Source organism: Pontibacterium granulatum (assembly GCF_029961155.1).
GTDB classification, from domain to species: Bacteria; Pseudomonadota; Gammaproteobacteria; order Pseudomonadales; family Balneatricaceae; genus Pontibacterium; species Pontibacterium granulatum.
In genome coordinates this window covers 1-24,161 of record NZ_JASBRH010000034.1, presented here as the reverse complement: position 1 = coordinate 24,161, position 24,161 = coordinate 1, and the positions used below count along the sequence as shown (strand labels likewise).

The following is a 24,161-nucleotide window of genomic DNA, read 5'->3' as shown; positions in this document are numbered from 1 at the left end:
CCATAAAGATAACTTTGCCTGAGAGCTGTACAGCCGACTCAATAAATTCAACAGCAAAGTATTGGAAGGTTTGAGATCAGAAAGGTAGTGACATTCGTCCGCCCGTCGCTTGATCCATGATTGTTGGGCTTCGCGATGGGAAGACCAGCCTACGTGAGCGTTGTAGGTTGGCCAACCCGCTAAGCGGCGTTGCCCAACACTGAAGCTGGCTTACTTCGACATAAACGATGAACTCTCGTTCCGACGCAGTTTTCAGGAACCATAACAAACACTTCGCTTAAAAGGGCGTACAAAAAGACCGGAGAGCTATGGGAGAGTAGAAGAGGGTAGAAATAAGAAAGGGCACGAACAACGTGCCCTTAGGATGGAGACAGTAACGAATTGATTCTTGGCTTTGAACAACTCTTTACTGTAGAAAATCTTGAACATTCTAGAGCATCCTTGCTCTCCAGAGTTCCCGACTTTTCGGCTTTGATCAGGAACTCAACCTGTTATAAGACTCTTTCGCTGGAGAAGCCATAACAGTTAAGCTAATTAAGGACGTAATCACGTATTAGAGCAATACGAAGGATTTCGTATTTGAGTACTACTCTCTCTGAATTATCTAAATATCTTGTTTAAAACAGGCTAATCCGTTGTGGTGTCGACGCTTGATTCAGATTTACCGTGTTTAAGATCAGCGCAGTAATCCCGATCGGTGGATTTTGGTGTAAACCAGATGAAATCAGCCACCGTGTTTTGACCTTTCAGGTAGGCAACGTAATCATCGATATCCGCGTCAACTTCCTTCAGCATAACAACCGCCACATCCTTCTCAGCACCGTTGAGTTCGAGATGAAACGGAACCGCAGAGTCTTTTCTAACATGATAGGCGCCTGCGACAAGCACAACACGTGATGCCTGCGAATCGACAATAGCGCTTGCCATCCTCGCGTCACGCGCAAGTTGAATACTTAACATTGGATTCAGTGATTCACGTGGCATCATTTTACAGTGCTGTTCATAGATCTCGGTCAGCAGGGTTTGTTTGACCTCTTCATTAACGCGCAGCGCAGACTGAAGCCGTTCATCCGCTGAGAGCGCCTCAGATCCACTCTGATAAATTTTCTTTACCTGATCCCGTGACAGATTGCCCGCGGCCAATTTCAGCCCGCTGGATACAGCTAGCTCTACCAGAGGACCATACGACGCCCATGACCAACCCTTGTCATTCCACTGCAGTTTTTGTTTGAGCTGGCTACCCTTCATTTCGCGATCTACCGTTGTTAGAAGAGCAGATTGGCTATCGTCCAGCATTTCCATCACAACATCAGGAGATTGCTTTGAAAGCGCAGCTAAGATCCTTTTTTCAATCAAATGATGATCTGGGTTGTCGTGTTTTTCACCGATAAGAACAACCTCAACACGCGCAAGGTGTTCAAGAAGCACGCTTGGGGAAATCAGTTTCTGTGACTGCAGGTCCACGACCTTACCTACCATGGGGTGATCTCTTTCAAGCGGAGATTGCCAGTCATCCTGCGCAAAGCTACCTGCTGCGTATGCCAGAGCGGTAATACAGAAAAAACGTACAAGTGGTTTCAACATCAACAGGGCGCCTCCATATGCAAAAACCCCCAACCGGACTATTCCGCCTGGGGGTTTACGTAATTATTATCCACTCAGATCTTACTTCAACTGTAGATTCCGTAGTGTTTCTTTTTCGGATCCGCCTGTTTCTTGCCACCACCAAAGAGACGAGTCAGTATCCACCAAAAGGCAAAGAACAGAACAACAAGCAGTATCCAGAATGTTGTGCCTAGGTTACCAACCACACTAGCAGCCTCTTCACTGTATTCCTCAGCTGCTTTCTTCACATATTCAACTTCAGCCGAGTTCAGGAATGATCCGCCATCGGACCCGTCGGAAGATGATTGAGTCGCAGACTGAGAGGTTTTAGTGCTTCCAGCACTTTGACTAGAGTGTTCTGTAATGGCGGCGGTACTTGCTATAGCCGCAGTTCCAAACCCACCGGCCGCTCCGCTACCGCCACTTCCCCCTGAACCATCAGCTCCGGCACCGCCAGAACCTCCAGAGCCGCTTGTATTAGATGCTGTCTGAGCGGCGGCACTTCCGCCGGATGTACCTCCTGCGCCTGAACCACCTGAAGTGTTAGTAAAACCGCCGGAAGAGCCTGAACCGCCTGATGAACCTCCACTGCCAGATCCAGACCCTCCGGGTGATCCACCTCCACCCGGTGTCCCTGCAGCAGCTACATCACTGCCACCACCAGGAACGCCTGAACCTCCACCACCGGACGAACCGCCACCTGTTGAGCCTGACCCTGAAAAACCACTACCTCCACCAGGGAAACCCGATCCTTCGCCGCCTCCAGATCCGTTGGATCCTGAGCTACCGGAACTTCCGCCAAATCCGCCAGACGAAGAAGCACCGCCACCCGAGGTGGTAGATGTGGTTACCATATTCCCGTCCACCGAATCAGAGAGGCTCACAATATTATTTGCAACTGTACTTCCCAACGATTGAAAGCTGCCGATGACAGCGGCTGACAACAAAGCACCAACAAGGGCATATTCAACGGTTGTAAGCCCCTTTTGCTTTTTAAGTAACCGTTTCATAACAGGGGCACCTGTAATTATTAGTTTTGCAGTACGTAACAACGGTCTACATACTGTAAAGTCTAGTTAACGGCGTCTGCGATAGCGAATACCCCGACTTGAGACGTTTTCACGCCTGAACATTAAGTTTGTACGGTGGTTCAGTTAAACGCTTTGCGTTAGTGCCCAACTCCCTTCATTAAGAGCAGTTTCAGATACAGCCGTCTCATCTCTTCGTCTTTTAACTCAGCTTCCGTTTTTTCAGTTTGCTCATCAGCCTGATTGCTATCATCAGCAAATTCTAAGGGCGGATCTTCCGCCACCATACCAGGCGCTGATAAGGCATGGCTGACACCGGCGATTAACAGATCCTGTTCATTTGAGAAACGGGCATCCAAATTGATAGGGGATGTCACAGTGACTACCGCGAGAAAACTAAGTAGGGCGGTGGGAAGGAACGTCATCACAACCTCCTTGATACAAGCACCTTTACTCGCTGCTGAATGTATCTGGAGTGTATCGCTGCATTTACAACAGCTTTATCTCCAACACATAGGTGTGCTGGCCCGATTTGCTGCAATTAGCAGCTTCGTATATCAGTTTAGTATCGTAGAATGCCGAAACTTGGGAGGATTATTCAAATACGACCGGTGGAATAAATCAAAACCGGTGATCTAGCAAAATCTACCGTTTTCAAAAAATATCTTGTATTCAGTATGTTATGAACTCCCAAGTGTAAAGACAACTTTACAGTTCAAAAGGTCATGAACCCTGTTTTGCGCTCAAGGCCTTTAAATCAGGGCGTTTCGAGAAGATGAGCAGTACATGAATTTCATGCAGGTCTGCCGTCGTTTTTGACGCTAATCCTCTACCGCTCAGCGTTCAGAAAGCTCCGGAGGTTCTTAGTGCTCTGCGCGTACATTTCGCGAGCATCTTTAATTCGCTCGCTAAAGAAGCCAGGGTCGTTGTTGTCAGACAGCTCAATCTCTTTACAGATCTGTCCAAGCTTTACCAATCCGAAGTTAGAACTTGCCCCTGCGAGCTTATGGCTGACACTGCGCAGATCTTTCCAGTTTTTGGTTTCCAGTCCTACCTCCATCTGATCAAAAATTTCATCTGCCTGGCACGTAAAGCGCGAAAATAACTGATCAAAACGCTCCTTACCCAGAAACTCCTGATGTTGCTTTAGTAAGCTTTCATCGACCAACGGAGACGTGCTCGGACTGAGTTCGTTTGCTGCCTCTACGAACGTCTGACTTACATCGGACAACAGTGCATGCAGCTGCTCAAACTGCAACGGTTTAGACAGCACGGCATCGACACCGGCTTCGTGGTACTGCTGTACTTCTGCATCTGTTACCGATGCGGTAAAGGCTACAATCCGAGCTTTGGCCTTTTCAGGGTTGCGGTGCATCCGCATCCGGCGGGTAGTTTCCATCCCATCCATATCTGGCAGATGAATATCCATCAGGATCAGGTCGTAGTCGTTGTCGTTGTGAAGGGAGAGGGCGGTGTAACCATCGTCAGCAATGGTTACATGGTGACCTTCGCTCTCCAGCAGTCCTGCAGTGACCTGCTGGTTAATCTCAGTATCCTCGACCAGCAAAATGTCCAGTGGCGCAACCTGGTGATTGTGAGCATGCGTAATCAGCTGCTCAGATTCATCCTTAGACGTCTCCATTGGCAGCTCGAACCAGAAAAGGCTGCCATTGCCGGGTTCGCTCTGACAACCGATAGCTCCGTGCTGCAGCTCCACCAGTTGTTTACAGATAGATAAACCGAGACCGGTCCCGCCAAACCGCCGTGTGATAGAGCTGTCCGCCTGACTAAAGTGCTCGAAAATCTTCTCCTGCGCCTCATTTGAAATCCCGATACCGGTGTCTTCAACCTCAAAACGAATCTGGCATTTCTTATCAGTTTGATCAACGAGTTTGATCCGAACTGCAACCATACCCTGCTGGGTAAACTTCATCGCGTTACTGCAGAGATTCAGGAGGATCTGGTTGATCACACGGCGATCGCCCAACACCCATTCTGGAATCTCATGATCGCAGCGAGCCACCAGATGGAGGGACTTTTCATCCGCCGTAGGTTTAAGAATCGCCTGGAGTTCGCCCAGCAGTTCACGAAGGGAAAAGCTATGCCGTTCAAACTCCATCTGACCGGCTTCAACTTTGGTAAAGTCCAGCACATCATTCAGGATCGACAAAAGCGACTGCCCGGAATTATAAATCGCCTTCACCTGCTGGATTTGCTCAGCGCTCAATTCACCACGAAGTAACAGCTGGGCCATACCGAGAATACCGTTCATAGGCGTGCGAATTTCGTGGCTCATGGTGGCGAGAAACTGGGATTTGGCATCGCTGGCAGCTTCGGCTTTCTCCCGAGCGACGACTGCAGCCATGCGTTCATGTTCGGCAATTTCACGGCTTTTACGCTCGCTGATATCTGTCAGCGAGCCTTCATAATAGAGTACGTTTTGCTTATCATCCAATACCCGCCGGGCCGAGATAGAGACATCTAAGGCGTTGCCTTCTGCGTTGATCCAGCGCGTCTCAAAAGACTGAACCTGGTTGGCATCATTTAACTGCGCCATAAATGCTTCCAGATCAGTGCTGCGCTCAAAGCACTGGCTGGCCACGTCGGTAATCGCGTCAAGAAATGCTTCTGCTGATGCGTATCCCAGAATCGCAGCGAGCGCAGGGTTAGCCGAAAGGAAACTGCCATCGGGCGATGCACGGAAAATTCCCTCTACAGCGTTTTCAAACAACGAACGAAATTCACTTTCTGATTGCTCTAGACTGGAGTACAGCTTCGCATTTTCGATGGAGATCGCCGCCTGAGCTGACAGTATTTGAAGTGTTTCCAGACGCTCCCGGGTAAATACGTCAGAGCTTTCGTTGTTTTCCAAATACAGTACGGCTGTCAACTCCCCGTGATAGAGAATCGGCATACAGAGGAGGGAGCGAGGATTATGCTGACGAATGTAGCCATCATGCATAAACATTTCATGTTCCAGCGCGTTCCCCAGCACGACAGTCTCTTTGGTGCGCGCAACGTAATGCACGATATTAACCGGCAGCTTATCGCCGCCGTTTTCAACCGCCAGACTGCTGAAGAAGCAGGGTGCCTGGTCAACACTCGATTCCGCTTCAATAAACAGTGTTCGTCCACGCTTCAGCGCCAGGATCGCACGCTGTGCACCTGCGTTCTCTTGCGCAAGGGTCATCAGGCGTCCAAGCAGCTTCTCCAGCACGATCTCATCTGCAATCACGTGGGAAGCTTTTATCACTGAGGCAATATCGATCGCCTGGTTACTCAACACCGATGGCGTATGGTTATCGCCGACAACGGTGCGGCTGCTGATCGCCTGTGATTCCGCGAGATCCAACTGATCAGCGTACACGTGGAGCATCTGCTCGACTTTGGCGCTGGCTCCCATGGTTTGGTAAACCTTAAGCGCATCCTGCAGATATGCGCGCCCAATTTTAGGCTTGCTCCATTCGAGGTATAGCAGGGCCGCACGCTCGTAGGCCTGCGCCAGATCCAGCAAGAATCCACTATCCAGAAACGCGTTAATAGCCTGATCGTACAGTGTCATGGCACGGGTATACCGTTTCTGCACACGCGCCATTTCGGCCTGCAACATCAGATGATGATGGCGGTGATTTTCGGGACACTGATTTGCCCACCCCTTGGTCAGACGCATCGCCTTACGAATATGACGGACGCGGGCGGGCTGCTGCAAAACGTTGGTATCACGCAGTACGGCCAGTTGAGCCATAGCACTGATGTAATGAAGCCATGGCTGAGAATAGGTGCCATGGATGGAGGAGATAAGCTGTTCACCTTCAATACCATGCAAAGAAGCCTCTTCATACTCTCCAAACATGTAATGCAGCTGAGCTTTGTACATATGTAACAAGCAAGCAGCTGTACGATGGTTGTTCTCTCGATAGTCAGCCAGCGCTTTCTTTTCCTCGCAATACCGTCCCTCCAACACCGTTGGATTGCGACTCAAACCCCTAATATTATCAATAGCTTGTAGCGCCAACCTAGAATACTGTTCAGACTGCTTTTGGCCCGACGATTCCATTTTGTGCATATACTGCTCAAGCTGCGGCTGCACTTTTTCCATATCCTGAATCAGAATAAAGCTGTACTGAATGTAAGCCGCAATACAGTAGGTTCCCCATTCAACGTCGCCGCAATCAAGCGCCAGGTGATAGCCTTTTTGCAGCGATTCGAGGGTGTTTATCAGCGGTTCTTTCCAGTGACGGATGTAAGCGTTAAACAGCGACAGGGTTTTGTGGTGGGTCAGTCGTGACGGTAACTTATCGTCAATGGCTAGCGCGGTGGTACCCAGCTGATAACCCAGATCGATTGCATTGTAGCGACCACACAACACGCCACCGTAGCCTGCAAAGGCCAGGGCAGAAGAGGGACTTAGCCCGTATTTCAGTGTGAGCTCTACCTGCTTGGCCATGATGAGTGGGCGCAGTTCTGAACTGGAGAATTTAATCGCACCAAACATACTCGCCATGATTGGCAGTGCCGCCAACACCGAATCAGACTCCATCGCGGGCATATCCAACACCTGCGCCGGCGGCGTGTGCTTGAGCTTGAGGCGCAGTTTTAGTTGGATCAGGGCGTTGTAAAGATCACTTGGCTTAGCCGGAATGGTGATCCCCAACAGCTCCAATACCGTCAGCGCGGTGCTCATGGCCGCATCAAATTCATTTCGCGCCACGTGGGCCTGAATCAGGATTTCATAGAGACGCACCTTTTCCAGCAAACTTTGCGCATTCGCCAGCACCAGATCGATCAGCTGTTGCAGCTGGCTGAAATCGTTACGAATGTAAGCGGTCTCAGCGGTATTCGTGTGCAGGGCCAGCGCCAGCTCATAATGCTGTTGCCAGCAGGTCTCAGGTAGCAGGCCCAGGCCGGCATTGAAGTATTCGTAAGCACTATCAAATGCGGCGGCATCCCGCGCACTGATACCGGCTTTTAGGTTTAGTCCGGCAATACGAATACGCTCCTGCGCATCATCCAGCAGGGTATGCGCAACATTGAAATGGTTGGTCACCTCAAATATACGGTTTTCAAACTCTTCAGGAGAGAAGTTATCAAGCGCAAGCCTGCCGATCTTCAGGTGTAAGGGCAGGCGCTCTGCATCACTCACCAGACTGTATGCGGCTTGCTGTACCCTGTCATGAATGAAGCGATATCGCGTGCTATCTGCGCTGCTCTGATCCGGGAGCAGGAAATTGTCGACCGGCACAATCAATCGCTCGGCGATCGCTTGCCAGAGGTCTGCGCTGGTTTCCTGCGGTGTACGCTGATAGACCACGGAGAGGATGCGTAGACTAAACGGGCTCCCAATACAGGAAGCGAGCCTTAACATCTGCTGTGTATTGGGCGACAGCTTCTGAATCTTGTTAACCATCAGGTCGACTACATTGTCGGTCATCTCCTGTTGGTAAATACCGTTCTCATCCCACTCCCAGTGACCACGGCTAAAACGTATCAATCCCTCTTCATACAATGTGCTGAGAAACTGGTTAAGAAAGAACGGATTCCCTTGGGTTTTCTCCATGCTGATCTGCGCCAGCGATTCGCAACGCTCAGGTGAATACTGAAGGGTATCGGCGATCAGTTGGTTCACCTGCACCAACGTCAAGGGTTCAAGCCGGTATTCCGACAGGGGCATACCTGCATTGCGTATACGTTGCAGGCTGGTTGCCAAAGGATGGGTGCTGGAAACCTCCTGATCACGGAAGCTGCCTACCAGCATCAGGTGTGATACGCGTTGTTGAGCGACGGTTTCAATGAGACTGATCGATGCTAAGTCAGCCCAGTGCAAATCATCCAGGAACAACACCAAGGGACGATCTGCCGATGCCAGTGTTTGGATCAGACGGATAAACAGGCGAGAGAAGCGGTTTTGCTCTTCTGCCAATGCAAGTTTTGGAGCCTCAGGCTGCTTGCCTACGATCAGTTCAAGTTCAGGAATCAGGCGGATAAAGACCTGGGCGTTGTCACCGAGCGCTTCCAGCAAATTGCTGCGCCACTGAGCGATACTGCTCTCAGACTCGGTCAACAATTGTCGAATCAGGCTTTGCAGCGCGAATGTGATAGCAGCATAGGGACGGTTGCGACGAAACTGATCAAATTTACCGCTGACAAAGCTGCCTCCGCGCGCATTTACATACTGACGGATTTCATGCACCAGGCTGGACTTACCGATGCCGGCATAGCCAGAGATCATTACCAGAGAATGGTGCCCGCGCGTGGTCTGGTCGTAACAGGAGAGCAGCTGTTTGATGATCCCGGCGCGGCCGTACAAACGCTGCGGAATGACAAAGCGCTCGGAGCGGTCTTCCGATGCAATGCTGAACGGCTCGATACGACGGTTTCGCTGCCACTCCTCCTGACAGGTTTTCAGGTCCTGAATCAGGCCGAAGATCGACTGATAGCGTTCAGAGGCATCCTTCGCCAGCAATTTACTGATGATTTGGGATAGCACTTCTGGCAACGCACGATTGATCACATGCGGTGGATCGGGCTGCTTAGCGATGTGACTGTGTACCATCGCCATGCGGTCATCGTCACTAAATGGCGGCCGGCCCGTCATCAATTCATACAGTGTGGCGCCAAGGCCATAGAAATCAGTGCGATAGTCGATTGCTCGGTTTATACGACCGGTTTGCTCCGGTGCAATGTAGGGCAGGGTCTCTTCAGCGAGCTGGTTGTAGTTCCAGGTCGCCTGCTCACGTTGCAGATGGGTCGCCTGGGTAAAGTCGATGATCTGCAATCCAACCGCCGGATTTTCTGGATCAACAATGATGTTATCGGGCGAGATCTGCTTATGGATGATCTGGGCTTTGTGTATACGACCCACCTGTTCCGCCAGGGCCACCGCTAATGGCAACCAGTGATGCCAGGGGCGTGATTCCCAGTTCAGCAGCTGCCGTAATGAGACACCGCCGCCATCGGCAAACACGGTGGCGATACTGTGCTCGGTATGGATCTGAGTAAGGGGGCGAATCACCCCGGGAACATCCAGCGTACTCAGCAGATCATATTCGTGCTGAAACAGCCCTATCTCTTCGCTGGTTGCCTGATTGGCATTGAGCTGTTTGATCACTACCTGCGCATCATCCTGGGTACGGATTGCGCGACTGACGTTGCTGCGCCGGCCCTTATGAAGATGTTTGATGATTCGGTAGCCGGGCAGGGTGGACATCATGTTTACTCCAGCTCACCGGCAAACATGTAACCTGCGCCATGGGCGGTCAGGATGAAGTGAGGATCGGACGGATTGTCACGCAATTTACGGCGCAGGCGACCAACCAGCACATCAACGGAACGGTCGTTGGGTGTCCATTCCCGATCGTGGATCGCATCCATCAGTTGATCGCGGGAGAGCACCTGTCCTGAGTTGGTAATCAGTGCCTGCAGCAATTTGAACTCACCCTCCGGCAGACGCTCAGACGTCTCGTCCGGAGCCGTCAGCAAACGTTTGCTGCCGTCTAATGACCAACCTTCAAAATGCCACTGTTGTGCTTGACGACCATTCTCACGCTGCGGTTCGACGGTTTCACGCACACGCCAGAGCAGGTTCTTGGCACGTACCAACAACTCACGCGGATTGAACGGCTTGGTAACATAATCATCAGCGCCCAGTTCAAGCCCCACAATACGATCGATCTCATCACCTTTGCTGGTCACCAAAATAATGCCAACACGGGACGCGGCCCGCAGTTCACGGGTCAGTGTCAGTCCATCCTTGCCCGGTAAGTTGATATCCAGCAACACCAGGTCAATTTTGTTCTGTTCAACCCGCTGCACAAGATCGTCAGCCTGTTCAGTCTCGCTGATCCGGTATCCCTCCTTTTCAAAGTAACTAACCAGAAGGGAGCGCGAAGCAAAATCGTCTTCTACGATCAGGATATGGGGTGTGGCTGAGCTGTCTGGAACCATGGTGACGATCCAAGTTGAATATACGTTACAAAAATCAAAAGCAGCGCGTCGGTTTTGTGTCTAAGATACCCGCTAACGTACTTATATTTACGCTGTGAATACGGGAATATCAAACAAAACAAGGGGTTATTTTACAATTTTGATCGCTTGTTACATTTTGATACATCTACCTACATCTTCGAACAAAAGCGCGGAATCTTATTTACACCACAAGGTTAGGTTAGATATACGCTAAATGGGTCTGCACAGCGGATCAGATCCAGCTATCAATATATGTCTGAAGACATGGGGATGGCAGGCGCCAGATACCTCATCCGAGGGTATCTCAACGGCAGTTTGTGTTGTATCAGGCCCGTTTCTGGCTAACACAATCCGCCTGAATCACGAAAAATTAAGGAGTGATGGCCTTGAATAATAACAAGACAACGCGCGCACTTCTGGGAACCGGCGCACTGGCCCTCGCGGGATTGGTGACGTTACCGGCTCAGGCGGCGGATGCAGAACGCATCATTCGCGATCGCTGTTTGTCGTGTCATACCGAAACCGGCGAAGCGGCAACCCCGTTCTCCCGAATCAGTGAGCAGCGAAAAACACCTGAAGGCTGGATGATGACCATCAGCCGCATGCAGCAGCAACGCGGCCTGGTTATCTCACCGGAAGAGAAACGAGCGGTGGTGAAATACCTGGCAGACAATCAGGGCCTGGCCCCGTCCGAAACCGCGGGCTTGCGCTATCTGCTGGAGAAGGAACCGAACGTGGTTGAATCCTTCGACCAGCTACTTCAGGAAACCTGTGTACGTTGTCACTCCGGTGCACGTATCGCCTTGCAGCGTCGCACCGAAGATGAGTGGAAAAACCTGATCCACTTCCATATGGGACAATTCCCAACAGCCGAGCTTCACGCCGGTGCACGTGATCGTGCCTGGTTTGATATCGCGCTGACCAATGTGGCGCCAAAACTGGCCAAAGACTACCCATTCAACAGCGACGCCTGGAACAGCTGGCAGAAAGTCATCAAGAAAGATCTGACCGGTGGCTGGGCTATGCACGGTTATGTCCCTGGCAAAGGCACCTTTGACGCATCTTTGCACGCAACCAAAACCGCCAACGACACCTACGCACTGGTACTGGAAGGTCACTACGCCGACGGTACACCGCTGGCTGGCAAAGGCCGCGCGGTGGTTTATGCAGGTTACGAATGGCGTGCAAGCCTGACCATTGATGGCGTTAAAGTGCGCCAGGTACTGGCAGCATCTGCCGACGGTAATTCGCTGGAAGGCCGTATGTTCGAGCGTGACGACGAGATCATCGGCGGCAGCGTTAAAGCGGTAAAAGGCACAGCGATCACTGCGGTAACACCGTCCTATATCAAACGCGGCGAACGCAAACTGCTGACCATCTCCGGCAACAACCTGAAAGGCAACGTAAAGCTGGGCAGCGGCCTGAAACTGCTGAACGTGGTATCCCGTGATGCCAACCGTGTGGTTGTGCTGGCAGAAGCGTCTAAAAATGCGGCTGTAGGGTCAAACACCGTTAAGGTGGGTTCAGTCTCAGCTCAAGGCGCTTTGGCGGTGTATGACACCGTAGCGCGTGTCGAAATTACGCCATCCGACTCCATCGCCCGTATCGGCGGCGCCGGTGGTCCGATCCCTAAACAGAAATCTGCATACCGTGCGGTGGGTTATGCGGCCGGTGCCGATGGGAAGCCTGGCACCGAAGATGATCTTCGCCTGGGTTACATGCCTGCTGCGTGGACGCTGAAGCCGTTCGACGAGATCGCCGAGCACGATAACGACATCAAGTACGCGGGTACCATCGATAAAGACGGTATTTTTACCCCTGGTGATGCCGGGCTGAACCCGGAACGTAAGATGTCCACCAACAACGTAGGCAACCTGAGCGTAGTCGGCACCGTGGTAGACGGTGGCAACAGCGTACAGGGCGAAGCCCACCTGCTGGTGACCGTGCAGAAATTTGTTAAACCGGTTATCGAATAACCGGCGAATAAACCTCCAGACAGATTCGCGTTCCGCGAAATAACAACAAGGTGAGGTAGTTATGGGTTCTTTATCCCTGGTGAAGCCAAATATGCATCTGGTGGATGTGGACACACGCAAAATGATGTTCCACGTGCCAACCAGCAGTCTGTTTGAGCTGGAGGGCCTGAGCCGCGAGCTGATCGATCTATTTTCCGAGCAGGAAAGGGTGACTGCTCAGATGATCCGCGACCGCTTTCAGGGCCGATACCAGCCGCACGACGTCATGGATACCATCGAAAAGCTGAAGTCTCTGCGTATCCTGTCAGACGGTGGTGCAGTACAGATCAATCACGAACCGCAGAAGGTTAAAAACTTCCCGCTGACTACGATTGTTCTGAACACCAACACCGGCTGCAACCTCAGTTGCACCTACTGCTACAAAGAAGACCTGACCACGCCGTCGGCGGGCGACAAGATGTCGTTTGAAACTGCGGTGAAGTCAATCGAGATGCTGCTGGAGGAATCTCCAAACCAGCGTCAGTACAATGTGGTCTTCTTCGGCGGCGAACCACTGACCAACATGCCACTGATCCGTAACGTGGTGGCATATTGTGAAGAGCGTTTTGCCGACCTGGAGTCAGAGGTCAGCTTCACCATGACCACCAACGCCACCATGCTTAATGAAGATTTGGTGGACTGGTTTAATGAACACCGCTTTGGCCTGACCATTTCGATGGATGGTCCGAAAGCGATGCACGACAAAAACCGGATTACCGTTGGCGGACAGGGCACCTACGATGTGGTGAAACAAAAAGTGGGCATGCTGCTGTCCCGTTATACGTCACGCCCGGTGGGTTGCCGTGTAACTCTGACCCGCGGCATCACCGATGTTGAAGCTATTTTTGAACACCTCAGTGGCCTGGGATTTGCCGAAGTGGGCTTTGGCCCGGTGACATCTGGCGACATCACCTCTTTCAACCTCACACCCGATGAGATGATTGAAGTGTTTGCCGGTATGAAACGCCTTGGCAAGAAATACCTGGAAGCGGCGCTGGACAACCGTAACTACGGTTACGGCAACATGCACCAGTTGATGACCGATTTGCACGAAGGCAACAAGAAGCAACTGCCTTGTGGTGCAGGTGTCGGTTTGCTGGCAGTCGATACCAAGGGCGGTATCAATCTCTGCCACCGCTTCACCGGCTCGGAACTACCTACCTTTGGGGATGTAGAAGAGGGCATCGACAAAACCCGCCTGGGCGAATTTGTCGAACAACGCCTGGATCGCAGCAACACCGGCTGTGAAACCTGTCGCATCCGTAATATCTGTTCTGGTGGTTGTTACCACGAAAGTTATGCGAAGTACGGCGATGCCGCGCGTCCTTCCTACCACTATTGCGACCTGCTGAGAGACTGGGTCGATTTCGGCGTGGAAGTGTACTCGCGGATCATGCTCGAGAACCCGGCGTTCTTCGATGCTTACGTATCTCCTAGAAGGAGTTCATAAATGAAACACCTTAAGTCGTTCAACAAAAAAGCCAAAATGCTCGACCAGGCGACCTCACAGAACGAGGTGGAAGAGGTTGTAGCGATGCAGTCCATCGTGGGCTGCACCTCCGTAAACGATCCGGGCTGGGAAGTAGACCCGTTCGGTGGCCTGGGCTCTCTGTGTCAGCCAATGGAATCCGACCTGTACGGCTGCGCCGACGCTTGCTGGTGGCCCGCGCAGGTGCCAGACACCATGGTGAATCACACCGCCTTTGGCGACACCGCACCGAAAGCCAACGAAGACTGGCGCAAGATCGACAGCGTCTTCCCGGAAGAGTGATGGAGGCATAGCCAGATGAAACTGACAAAGATCTTTAAGCACGCCGTACTGGCCAGCACTATGGGTGCTGCTGCAATGCTGGCGGGTTGTCACAACGCGACTACAGTCGCGGAAAGTGCGCCAGCCACCATCAACGGCATGAAGGCGGGCGGACACGAGTACATTTTAACCGTAACTCGTCCAAACCAGCTTCATATTGTTGATACTGAAACCAACCAACTGGTACGCACTTGTGATGTACCGGGCGTATTTGGTAACGGCGGTATTGCCATGTCTCCTGACGGTCGTATCGCGTATGTGATGACCAACAAATGGGAAGACATTTATGGCTTCGATATCACCAACTGTGAAATCAAGTTTTCCGCCAAGCAGTCTTACAGCAATGTGCAGGTAAAAAGTTTTATATCCATGGCAGTCAGCGCTGACGGTAAAGAGCTTTACACCGTACAGAACCCGGTGCGCAAGCTGACGGACCGCTTCGAAACCATGGAACCACGCCTGGCGGTATTCAACACCGCTGACGGCCTAAATGCCAAACCAGCACGCACATTCCCGGTCGATCGCCGTATTACCAAGATCGGCAGCATGCAGAACGGGGAAGTGATTCTGGGTGGTGGTGACCTGAAAGCAATCGATCCGAAAACCGGCAAGGTGCGCATGCTTAAAGCGCTTCAAAACTGGGATCGCGCACCGGACAAGTGGGTTCCACCTGATGCGTTTGCCATGCACACCATGGGTGAGCACGTAGGCGAGTTCATCATGCCGTACTTCACCATTCGTTGGAACGGTGCACCAGGCGATGAATCCAAAGCGGACTTCTTATGGGGTCACGTACGTATCGATACCAAAACCGGTGAGGTGGAGAGCATCGAGACCGTACCGTTTGAGTTCATCGTCTTTAACTGGGTAACCGATCCAAACGACAAAGACATCCTGTACGGGTCGTTTAACCAACTGTCGAAACACAACGTGAAGACCGGTGAAACGGTGAAGGTTCAGCCGATGGACCACACCTACTACAACATCAACATGACCGGCGATGGCAAGACCATTTATATCGGCGGCACCTCCAGCGATATCTCCATCCACGATGCAGAGACACTGGAGAAGATCGGCAGCATCCAGCTGACAGGCGATATGTCTACCGCAGACCTGCGCCTGGCTCGCCTGAAGTGATACAACCGGGTTGACCGTTGTGTCGATCACCCTTGAGGCTGCCTTCGGGCAGCCTTTTTTATGTTTCATCGCCCGCTAGCGAGGCCCCGAGAAAGCGACTCGTTTGTAGGTTGGTCTTCGCAACGCGAAGCCCAACAGTTATCGGGTAATGTTGAGCCGACTTGTTGGGTATTGCTTCGCGATGTCCAACCTACACTTCTCTAAACCTCATACCCATTCTTATTTGAACCAACACGGCAATTCAGCGAACAGGTCAGCGTAAGGACTGGGACCGAACTTGTAACCGGTCTAAAACCAAACATTCTCGCATAAGCGAGTAGGGCAGAGTGATTTAAACCGGTAAGGATTAAAACTACTTACCGGGCACTCACCACTGCCAGCAGCTTCATGTAGAAACTGCGCAGATTTTTTTTACTCTGTTTCTTGGCCTCTGCCGCTTTATTTCGCTTTTCATCCAGGGCTTGAACCGCCTGTTCAATCGGCTCCGGCGCCAGTGACACCACCGGGTAATGTTCATGCAGCACCGAGTAGTGGTAAGTAGCCAGAACAGCTGAGTCGTCCAAGTCAGATGCAGCAACCTCTTGAGGGACAGCGAGCGCAACAGCACAGGCGAGAATTGGGACCATGCAGGATGACCGTTTCATGTTGACCTCCGCGATACATCAGCAAAAGATCCTCAGAAACTGTCCATAGGGTGGGCTCTCCTTCGGTGGTCCGGCTATCCCAGTGGGACCCGTGACTTTGCGTCACCCGATTACTCGGGTTTTGCGGTATCGAGAGAGGATGATCTACTGATTAAACAATCAAAACGTGCGTTTGATACTAATGTTTGATCGAATACTACCACTGTTTATGCGTGTTTTTTATACAGATGTGAAATAAAGGAAATAGCTGGTTGCTATATGAGTGCATAACGACCTGATCTAGGGTAAAAGCCCGTTTGAAATTGACGACAGTTGGCAACGTCAGGCGTTGGTTTTGGCGAAATACACGGCGGGAATAGAGGTAGGGTAAGAGGAGGGTGTAGCGTCCAATCCGCACCCGTTACGCCAAAGGACTTGACCATCTTGCTGAATGACGAGTCCTCTATGGCGTCAAGGTCGACTAAGGAACTTAAACGTTTATACCGCCATTTTCAGACGCGAATTTCCAACACGAAGCAACAGCCATCCCCGGTTTGCACTCTTCATCCAGGATGTTCCGCACACTTCACATCGGTAGATAGTACCTAACTCTAACTTACAGACTTCGGCCATGAACTCATGGGGTACATCTTGTACCTGCTGATACTCACAGTGGTCACAACATTTATTATTATTCATTGCGCTGCCCCCAGTGTTATTTTTGTGGTTAGTAAATGTACATCTGTTTCCAGAATTGCGATATAAGAAAAATTCCTAATTTAAAAACGGTGTCGGATCATTGTAGACAATGATCCAGCGGCATGCTTGACTTTGAGGCGTATAACGCAAATTTCCTGAATACCTGTCCTCTTGATTTAGATCAAGCTGCGGCCAATTCACCACTCCCGATACTTACGGTGCAAATCTGAATTCGGATCAAAGGATGTGTCGCGTCAACACACAGAAGCGCCTTTAGCCGCAAACAGCAGGTCAAAAAACTTCGACTAGCAGCTAATCGGCAAATGCGCCTGGGCTTATTAGGGTTGTGAAATCACGACTTTATAAAGGAAGCTCCCGTATATGAATTACCTTGTACCTGAGTTTTTAGATACCGAACGCCTCACCTTGCGCCCGTTCCGCGACAATGACTGGCATGCCCTCCACGCTTACTACAGCTCGCCGGAGGCAACACGTTTTACCGTCGGACGGGCGTTCACCGAAGGGGAAACCTGGCGCACCATGTGCAGCATGGTTGGTCACTGGCAGATTCGTGGCTATGGCCCTTACGCGCTGGAAGACAAGGCAACAAGACAGGTCATCGGCACAGCAGGGTTTTGGTACCCCAATGATTGGCCCGAGGCGGAGATCAAATGGGCATTAGCACCTGAATACTGGGGCAAAGGATATGCCAGTGAAGCTACACGGGTCGTCCAGGCTGCGGCCCATGAGCACTTGCCTGATACGCGTCTAATCAGCTTTATTCACTCTGAAAACCACCCGTCTATTCAACTCGCACAAGCGGTCGGCGCTATGTTCGAGCGAGAGGTCGAGTTTCGCGGTGCGTCGTGGCATCTCTATCGCCACCCAAGTGCCCCGTAAGCGAAGATGTCGCCTATACTGCTTTGCAGTATTGAGAAGAGCTTAGGTTTCACGGAGTAGTTTAAGCGATGGATACACTCTTTATGATTGCGGTGCTCGCCGTGATCGCCTTCATTGTCATTCGGATTTCACGCAAAAGCCGGGCGAAACAACGCAGTGACCTCATAGACAGCTACGAATTCCCATTACGCATTCGCGACAAGGTTGCCTCCACTTATCCGCACCTGGACGATCGACAAGTGGACCAGGTATTGGACGGCCTGCGCGATTACTTCCACGTCTGCAATACTGCCGGTAAACGGATGGTCTCCATGCCATCACAGGCAGTCGATGTGGCCTGGCACGAATTCATACTCTTCACCAAAAACTACCAGCAGTTCTGTTCCAAGGCCCTGGGACGCTTTCTGCACCATACCCCGGCCGAAGCGATGAGTTCGCCGACCATGGCTCAAATCGGAATCAAAACTGCCTGGCGCATCGCCTGTACCCGGGAAGAGATCAATCCTAAAACACCGGATCGACTGCCACGTCTGTTTGCTATGGACGCCGCACTGGCGATCCCAGGTGGTTTTACCTACGCCCTCAATTGTAAAACCTCAGACTACCAACCTGGCAATTATCCATACTGTGCCTCACATATCGGGTGTGGCTCAGGGTGCAGTAGCGGAGGAGAGGGATCCGATATAGGTGGAGATGGGGATTCTGGCTGCGGGGGAGGTTGTGGGGGTGACTAACTGAATTATCACTCTTCCCCCATCGCAGGATGTATGTGCCGGGATATGCCTCGCACATACTCCGGCCCTTCCATACATTCATTCTTCCTTACGACTGTCTTAGCGATCAAAGACGCGCCAATCCAAGTACACCCGCATTACGCGCACTCACAACCAGCTGTGTTCGGCTGCGCACCTGGAACTTACGGTAGATGTTGGTGAGGTGGTATTTCACGGTGCTTTCGTGAATACCCAGCTCGTAACTGATCTGCTTGTTCAGCATGCCGTCTATGATCAGTTGAATGATCTGGAGCTGCTGAGCAGTCAGATCGTCGGTGGAGATCTGCGGCAGCTCTGCAGGAATGCCGTTCGCAGCGCTACGCTTACAGATATCGGGCCAGTAGGTTCGGCCACTCAGCAGTGTATGGGTAACCTGATTGATCTTCTCCATAGAAGCATCACGCGGCAATACACCACGAATCCCAGCCTGGCGTGATTCTCGAATCAGGACAGATGTTGCCTGATTACACATCAGCAGAGTCGGGATACAGGTTTGGCTCACAAGCTCTTTCAGCGTCCAGTCTGGCGCTTTTTCGAGCAGTTCGAGATCCATAATCAGCAGATTGTAACCACCATGACGGCGAATCTGACGCAGGACCTCATCAACGGATGAGACACAGTGGGCGTTAAACAGCAGGTATTCGGGACCACTGTTTAAGGCGATTTTGAGACCTTCCCGGTGCAGCGGGAAACGGTCGGCGATCAGGATCTTATGAGGCATTGTATCGGCTAGCCAGCGCCACGCGCGGCCCATCTCTTTCTGACTCATTATCCCATCCATGTTTCAGACAGGCTGAATCCACTAACGCGGGTACGTTTTAGGCGGGATCAATCGGCTGAAGCGGGGGAGGGAGGGAATAGCTGTCCGGTAACGTGTTGCTACCGGACAGCCACATGACTTACCGAATATCGAAGTCTACAACTACTTCGTCGGAAATCGGGTGAGCCTGACAGCTCAGGATGTAACCCGCTTCGATCTCGTGTTTCTCAAGACCGTGGGAGATATCCATGTCCACTTCACCTTCTACCACCTTACATTTACAGGTGGAACATACGCCTGCTTTACAGGAGTACGGCAGGTCCAGGCCGTTATGGATACCCGCATCCAGGATGTTTTCGCCAACGGTAGCCAGATCAAACATCACTGCACGGCCATCAGACTTCACGGTCACTTTAGAGGTCTTCTCTTCGCCAAACTGCTCTTTACGTGCAGCCGCTTTCTCCAACATCTCTTTGGAGTCTGCAGAAGAGTTCGCAAACAGTTCGTAGTGAATCTGATCGTCGGTCAGGCCTTCCATACGGAAACCACGAGACACTTCAGACATCATCGCTTCAGGACCACAGATAAATGCTTCATCAACTTCTTTAATGTTGATCAGGCCTGCTTTCTGCAGCGCGTAACCTTTAGCGTTATCGATACGACCGTTCAGCAGGTCTGCCCCCTGATCTTCGTAATCCATTACGTTGATCCACTGGAAGCGGTTCATGTAACGGTTTTTAACGAAGTTCAGTTCGTCTTTAAACATCACGGAGTTGCTGCGACGGTTACCGTAGATCAGGGTCACTTTGGACTCTGGCTCGGTAGACAGTACGGTCTTCATGATGGAGATCATCGGCGTGATACCAGAACCCGCCGCGATGCACATGTAGTTTTTCTTCTGGTCAGGTTTAACTTCGGTGTAGAAGCTACCCTGCGGAGGCATAACCTCTACAGACATACCTGGCTTGAAGTTGTCGTTTGCGTAGTTAGAGAACTTACCGTTCTTAACACGCTTGATACCCACACGCATGTGGCCATCGTTAACGCCGGAGCAGATTGAGTACGAACGACGAACATCTTCACCGTCGATCTCTGCACGCAGAGTCAGGAACTGACCCTGGATAAAGTTAAACTTCTCTTGCAGCTCTGCCGGTACTGCAAAGCTCACTGCAATCGCCGTGTCCGTTTCCGGCTGCACATCAGCGATCTTCAGCGTGTAAAAATTGGTGTCAGACATGCTTCACCTATCGTCTGTAAGACCGATCGGGGATCAGATCTTTTTGAAATAATCAAAAGGCTCGCTGCAGTCATCGCACTGGAACAGTGCTTTACATGCAGTTGATCCAAACTCACTCACCCTGCGAGTGTTCTCAGAACCGCAGTGAGGACAGAGCGCGTGCGCATCCGGGGTCAGGCCATCTTCGTCCAGCGGTGCATCTTCCGGTGGCGCAATACCGTAGTTACGGAGTTTTTTGCGACCGTCCGCAGACATCCACTCGGAGCTCCATGCAGGGGAGAGGGAGGTTTTGACCTTCACATCTGTGTAACCTGCATCATTCAGGGCCTTGGTCACGTCGGTGGAGATATTATCCATCGCCGGACATCCGGAGTAGGTTGGCGTGATGGTGACAACAACCGTGTCACCTACACGTTCGATATCACGCAAGATCCCCAGATCCCAAATGCTCAATACCGGGACTTCTGGGTCTTTGACTGCATCGAGCAGGTCCCATAGTTCCTTTACGTCTGCGGCGTTACGCTGCTGCAAACGCTGGTACTGCTCTTCCGGCATCAGTGAGATTTCGTTCATAGCGCCTTTTACCTTTCTTACCATTTACATCCTGGGTGGGAGCGGTGCACGATCTGCATCTCGGTCAGCATGTGGCCCAGGTTCTCGGTGTGGTAACCAGTGCGGCCACCGCGAACAGCCCAGCTGTCTTCCGGCACAGTCAGTGTCGCTTCGGTCAGAATATCGCTGACCATCTTCAGCCACGCATCACGCAGTTTGGATACGTCAACGCCGATACCTTCATCAGCCAGCAGCTGCTCGGTATCGTCCATATCAAACAATTCGTGCGTGTAGCCCCACAGTTGGTCAACAGCTTTCTGAGTGCGCTTGTGGCTCTCTTCAGTACCGTCGCCCAGACGCAGCACCCAATCACGGCTGCGACGCAGGTGGTATTTGGTTTCTTTGATCGCTTTGGCGGCAATCGCAGACAGGGTTTCATCTTTAGACTGCAGCAGTTCTGGCAGCAGCAGAGTGTAGTACACGTCTGCGAACAGCTGGCGCACCTGAGAGTATGCGAAGTCGCCTTTTGGCATCTCCATCAACAGCAGGTTGCGGTATTCACGATCGTTACGCATGTAGGCGAAATCGTCTTCGTCACGACCATCGTTAGCCAGTTCTGCAGCGTAGGTGTAGAACATACGGGCACGGCCGATGTAGTCCAGAGAAACGTTGCCGTATGCAATGTCTTCTTCCAGGAAAGGACCGTAGCTTACCCACTCGGAGATACGGTGACCCAGGACTACGGAGTCGTCGCCCAGACGGGTCGCGTATTCCTGGATAGCGTCTTTAATCTGATCACTCATTCTTCGCTCTCCCCAAATTACATGTTGTTAACTGGGTCAGGCAGAACGTAGTAAGTCGCATGACGGTATGGTTTGTCGTCGCTTGGATCATAGAAGCAATCCGCATCGTCTTCCTGGGAAGCACAGATGTCAGCAGACTTAACAACCCAGATGCTTACGCCTTCGCTACGACGGGTGTAGCAGTCGCGCGCGTATTCCAGCGCCTGTTCGTGATCTTCGGCGTGCAGGCTACCTACGTGCTTGTGGTCCAGACCACGCTTGGAACGTACAAAAACTTCAAACAGTTCCAGTTTTTCAGTGATGTTTGTCATTTCGGATACCTCTTACGCCGCGTTTTGCGCTTTTTTAGCTCGTTTCTTTTCGTTATATGCAGAGATCGCGTCACGAACCCACTCACCTTCGTCGTGTGCAGCAACGTGGTGCTCGATACGCTGACGGTTGCAGTGGCCGTTACCGTTGATTACAGACCAGAACTCGTCCCAGTTCAGATCACTGCTGTCGTAGTGACCGCGCTCTTCGTTCCACTTGATGTTCTTGTCAGGGTGTTCCAGACCCAGTACTTCGATCTGCTTAACCGTCTGATCAACAAACTTCTGACGCAGGTCGTCGTTGGTTTCACGCTTGATCTTCCACTCCATGGATTTCTGGGAGTGAGCGGACTCGGAGTCGTGAGGACCGAACATCATCAGGGCAGGCCAATAGAAACGGTTCAGGGCATCCTGAGCCATTGCTTTCTGCTCTGGAGAACCTTTAGCCAGAGCCAGCATCGCTTCGTAACCCTGACGCTGATGGAAAGACTCTTCCTTACAGATACGGATCATGCCTCTGGAATAGGGGCCGTAAGAGGTACGCTGCAGGGAAACCTGGTTTACGATCGCTGCACCATCTACCAGCCAACCGATCGCGCCCACGTCAGCCCACGTCAGAGTAGGGTAGTTAAAGATAGAGGAGTACTTCGCTTTACCCGTCTGCAGCTGCTCGATCATTTCGGAACGGGAGATACCCAGGGTTTCACAGGCACTGTACAGGTACAGACCGTGGCCCGCTTCGTCCTGTACTTTGGACAGCAGAACCGCTTTACGGCGCAGAGACGGCGCGCGGGTGATCCAGTTACCTTCCGGCTGCATACCGATCACTTCGGAGTGAGCGTGCTGGGAGATCTGACGGATCAGGTTTTTACGGTACGCTTCAGGCATCCAATCTTTAGGCTCGATCTTCTCTTCAGCCTCGATCTTGCGCATGAAGTTTTCTTCTTGAGGTGTCATATGCAATGGCCTCCGCAATTTTATTTTGGCGCGCGTTGTTCATTATGAGTCGAACTATGTGACACAAATACACTGCCGACTCTTTGTTTTATTGTATCACTATATCGTATTCAGACAGCAATCTCATAGCATTTGTTCGCTTGAGATTGCCGATCTGTACAACTGGTTACATATCCCTCGTCATACAGAGGCGAGGGTGTAATCACCGGTGCTTAGCGCTTGTCGAATACGCGCTTCGCTTTACCTTCAGAGCGCGGCAATTCGCCCACCGGTACAATCTCGATCTTGGTGCTGATACCCACTACAGACTTGATGTGGTGTGCCAGTTCTTTGCTCACTGGTTCCTGTGGTGCGCCCTGCGCTTCAGGAGTGAGCTCAACCTTCACCAATACCTTGTCCAGGTTGCCTTCTTTGGTGACCACGATTTCGTAGTGAGGCGCCAGAGCAGGGATCTTCAGAATCTGTTCTTCGATCTGGGTCGGGAATACGTTCACACCACGGATGATCATCATGTCGTCAGAACGGCCGGTGATCTTGTCGATACGACGCATCGGACGTGCAGTACCCGGCAACAGGCGGGTCAGGTCGCGGGTGCGGTAACGGATGATCGGCAGCGCTTCTTTGGTCAAAGAGGTGAAAACCAGCTCGCCGTATTCACCGTCTGGCAGCACTTCGCCGGTATTCGGATCGATGATCTCAGGGTAGAAGTGGTCTTCCCAAATAGTTGGACCGTCTTTGGTTTCGATACATTCCATCGCTACACCCGGGCCCATTACTTCGGACAGACCGTAGATGTCGACAGCATCGATACCCAGACGACCTTCGATATTCTTGCGCATCTCGCCGGTCCACGGCTCAGCACCGAAGATACCCAGACGCAGGGCCAGTTTTTCAGGATCAACGTTCTGGCGTTCCATCTCGTCGATCAGGTTCAGCATGTAGGATGGCGTCACCATGATAATGTCCGGATCAAAATCCTGGATCAGCTG

Annotated in this window: 21 protein-coding genes and 1 riboswitch; of the genes, 6 read left to right on the top strand and 15 right to left on the bottom strand. The window is 51.7% G+C overall.

Features of this window, described 5'->3' with window-relative positions; all coding sequences use genetic code 11:
• Positions 1–627 precede the first annotated feature (627 nt).
• The 7 genes from QKW35_RS19740 to QKW35_RS19710 all read right to left on the bottom strand — a co-directional run bounded on the left by QKW35_RS19740 (position 628) and on the right by QKW35_RS19710 (position 10,577).
• Positions 628–1,584, bottom strand: coding sequence for a ChaN family lipoprotein (locus QKW35_RS19740; protein WP_282355901.1), 957 nt, complete (start codon positions 1,582–1,584; stop codon positions 628–630).
• Between the two features lie 86 nt (positions 1,585–1,670).
• The gene (locus tag QKW35_RS19735; RefSeq protein WP_282355900.1) at positions 1,671–1,853 is read right to left on the bottom strand and encodes a hypothetical protein; all 183 of its coding nucleotides are present in this window, start codon (positions 1,851–1,853) and stop codon (positions 1,671–1,673) included.
• A gap of 131 nt (positions 1,854–1,984) precedes the next feature.
• Positions 1,985–2,230 (bottom strand): hypothetical protein, encoded by a 246-nt coding sequence (locus QKW35_RS19730; protein WP_282355899.1) that lies wholly within the window; start codon positions 2,228–2,230, stop codon positions 1,985–1,987.
• Positions 2,231–2,248: 18 nt separating this feature from the next.
• Positions 2,249–2,428 (bottom strand): hypothetical protein, encoded by a 180-nt coding sequence (locus QKW35_RS19725; protein WP_282355898.1) that lies wholly within the window; start codon positions 2,426–2,428, stop codon positions 2,249–2,251.
• Between the two features lie 345 nt (positions 2,429–2,773).
• Positions 2,774–3,058 carry a hypothetical protein gene (locus QKW35_RS19720; protein WP_282355897.1) on the bottom strand — a complete coding sequence of 95 codons (285 nt, stop codon included), beginning with the start codon at positions 3,056–3,058 and terminating at the stop codon, positions 2,774–2,776.
• A gap of 404 nt (positions 3,059–3,462) precedes the next feature.
• Entirely contained in the window at positions 3,463–9,843 is a 6,381-nt protein-coding gene (locus QKW35_RS19715) for an AAA family ATPase (protein ID WP_282355895.1), read from the bottom strand.
• Between the two features lie 2 nt (positions 9,844–9,845).
• The gene (locus tag QKW35_RS19710; protein WP_282355894.1) at positions 9,846–10,577 is read right to left on the bottom strand and encodes a response regulator; all 732 of its coding nucleotides are present in this window, start codon (positions 10,575–10,577) and stop codon (positions 9,846–9,848) included.
• 401 nt (positions 10,578–10,978) lie between these two features.
• On the opposite strand from QKW35_RS19710, the gene peaA reads away from it, so the two are divergent.
• From peaA to peaD, 4 genes are all read left to right on the top strand, one after another.
• Complete coding sequence (gene peaA / locus QKW35_RS19705) at positions 10,979–12,574, top strand: quinohemoprotein amine dehydrogenase subunit alpha (RefSeq protein ID WP_282355893.1); 1,596 nt, start codon at positions 10,979–10,981, stop codon at positions 12,572–12,574.
• Between the two features lie 61 nt (positions 12,575–12,635).
• Positions 12,636–14,063 carry a quinohemoprotein amine dehydrogenase maturation protein gene (gene peaB / locus QKW35_RS19700; RefSeq protein WP_282355892.1) on the top strand — a complete coding sequence of 476 codons (1,428 nt, stop codon included), beginning with the start codon at positions 12,636–12,638 and terminating at the stop codon, positions 14,061–14,063.
• On the top strand, positions 14,064–14,384 hold the full coding sequence (qhpC, locus tag QKW35_RS19695) for a quinohemoprotein amine dehydrogenase subunit gamma (protein ID WP_282355891.1): 321 nt from the start codon (positions 14,064–14,066) through the stop codon (positions 14,382–14,384).
• A 15-nt stretch (positions 14,385–14,399) separates the two neighbouring features.
• Positions 14,400–15,560: a quinohemoprotein amine dehydrogenase subunit beta gene (peaD, locus tag QKW35_RS19690; RefSeq protein WP_282355890.1), complete on the top strand. Its 1,161-nt coding sequence runs from the start codon at positions 14,400–14,402 to the stop codon at positions 15,558–15,560.
• A gap of 356 nt (positions 15,561–15,916) precedes the next feature.
• Here peaD and QKW35_RS19685 read toward each other — a convergent pair whose 3' ends face one another.
• Positions 15,917–16,204: a hypothetical protein gene (locus QKW35_RS19685; protein WP_282355889.1), complete on the bottom strand. Its 288-nt coding sequence runs from the start codon at positions 16,202–16,204 to the stop codon at positions 15,917–15,919.
• Positions 16,205–16,265: 61 nt separating this feature from the next.
• A riboswitch (cyclic di-GMP riboswitch) is annotated at positions 16,266–16,340 on the bottom strand.
• A gap of 923 nt (positions 16,341–17,263) precedes the next feature.
• On the opposite strand from QKW35_RS19685, the gene QKW35_RS19680 reads away from it, so the two are divergent.
• The gene (locus QKW35_RS19680; RefSeq protein WP_282355888.1) at positions 17,264–17,782 is read left to right on the top strand and encodes a GNAT family N-acetyltransferase; all 519 of its coding nucleotides are present in this window, start codon (positions 17,264–17,266) and stop codon (positions 17,780–17,782) included.
• Between the two features lie 68 nt (positions 17,783–17,850).
• Positions 17,851–18,516, top strand: coding sequence for a glycine-rich domain-containing protein (locus tag QKW35_RS19675; RefSeq protein ID WP_282355887.1), 666 nt, complete (start codon positions 17,851–17,853; stop codon positions 18,514–18,516).
• Positions 18,517–18,622: 106 nt separating this feature from the next.
• Here the strand turns inward: QKW35_RS19675 and QKW35_RS19670 are convergent, their stop codons facing one another.
• The 7 genes from QKW35_RS19670 to QKW35_RS19640 form a co-directional block, all read right to left on the bottom strand.
• Positions 18,623–19,324, bottom strand: coding sequence for a response regulator transcription factor (locus tag QKW35_RS19670; RefSeq protein ID WP_282355884.1), 702 nt, complete (start codon positions 19,322–19,324; stop codon positions 18,623–18,625).
• Positions 19,325–19,454: 130 nt separating this feature from the next.
• Positions 19,455–20,552 carry a 1,2-phenylacetyl-CoA epoxidase subunit PaaE gene (paaE, locus tag QKW35_RS19665; protein ID WP_282355882.1) on the bottom strand — a complete coding sequence of 366 codons (1,098 nt, stop codon included), beginning with the start codon at positions 20,550–20,552 and terminating at the stop codon, positions 19,455–19,457.
• 33 nt (positions 20,553–20,585) lie between these two features.
• Positions 20,586–21,125 carry a 1,2-phenylacetyl-CoA epoxidase subunit PaaD gene (gene paaD, locus QKW35_RS19660; protein WP_282355881.1) on the bottom strand — a complete coding sequence of 180 codons (540 nt, stop codon included), beginning with the start codon at positions 21,123–21,125 and terminating at the stop codon, positions 20,586–20,588.
• Positions 21,126–21,142: 17 nt separating this feature from the next.
• Positions 21,143–21,907: a 1,2-phenylacetyl-CoA epoxidase subunit PaaC gene (gene paaC, locus QKW35_RS19655; protein WP_282355880.1), complete on the bottom strand. Its 765-nt coding sequence runs from the start codon at positions 21,905–21,907 to the stop codon at positions 21,143–21,145.
• 17 nt (positions 21,908–21,924) lie between these two features.
• Positions 21,925–22,218, bottom strand: coding sequence for a 1,2-phenylacetyl-CoA epoxidase subunit PaaB (gene paaB, locus QKW35_RS19650; RefSeq protein ID WP_282355879.1), 294 nt, complete (start codon positions 22,216–22,218; stop codon positions 21,925–21,927).
• A gap of 12 nt (positions 22,219–22,230) precedes the next feature.
• Complete coding sequence (gene paaA / locus QKW35_RS19645; RefSeq protein ID WP_282355876.1) at positions 22,231–23,172, bottom strand: 1,2-phenylacetyl-CoA epoxidase subunit PaaA; 942 nt, start codon at positions 23,170–23,172, stop codon at positions 22,231–22,233.
• Between the two features lie 212 nt (positions 23,173–23,384).
• Positions 23,385–24,161 (bottom strand): AMP-binding protein (locus QKW35_RS19640; RefSeq protein WP_282355874.1); only part of this gene is annotated, 777 nt, incomplete at its 5' end.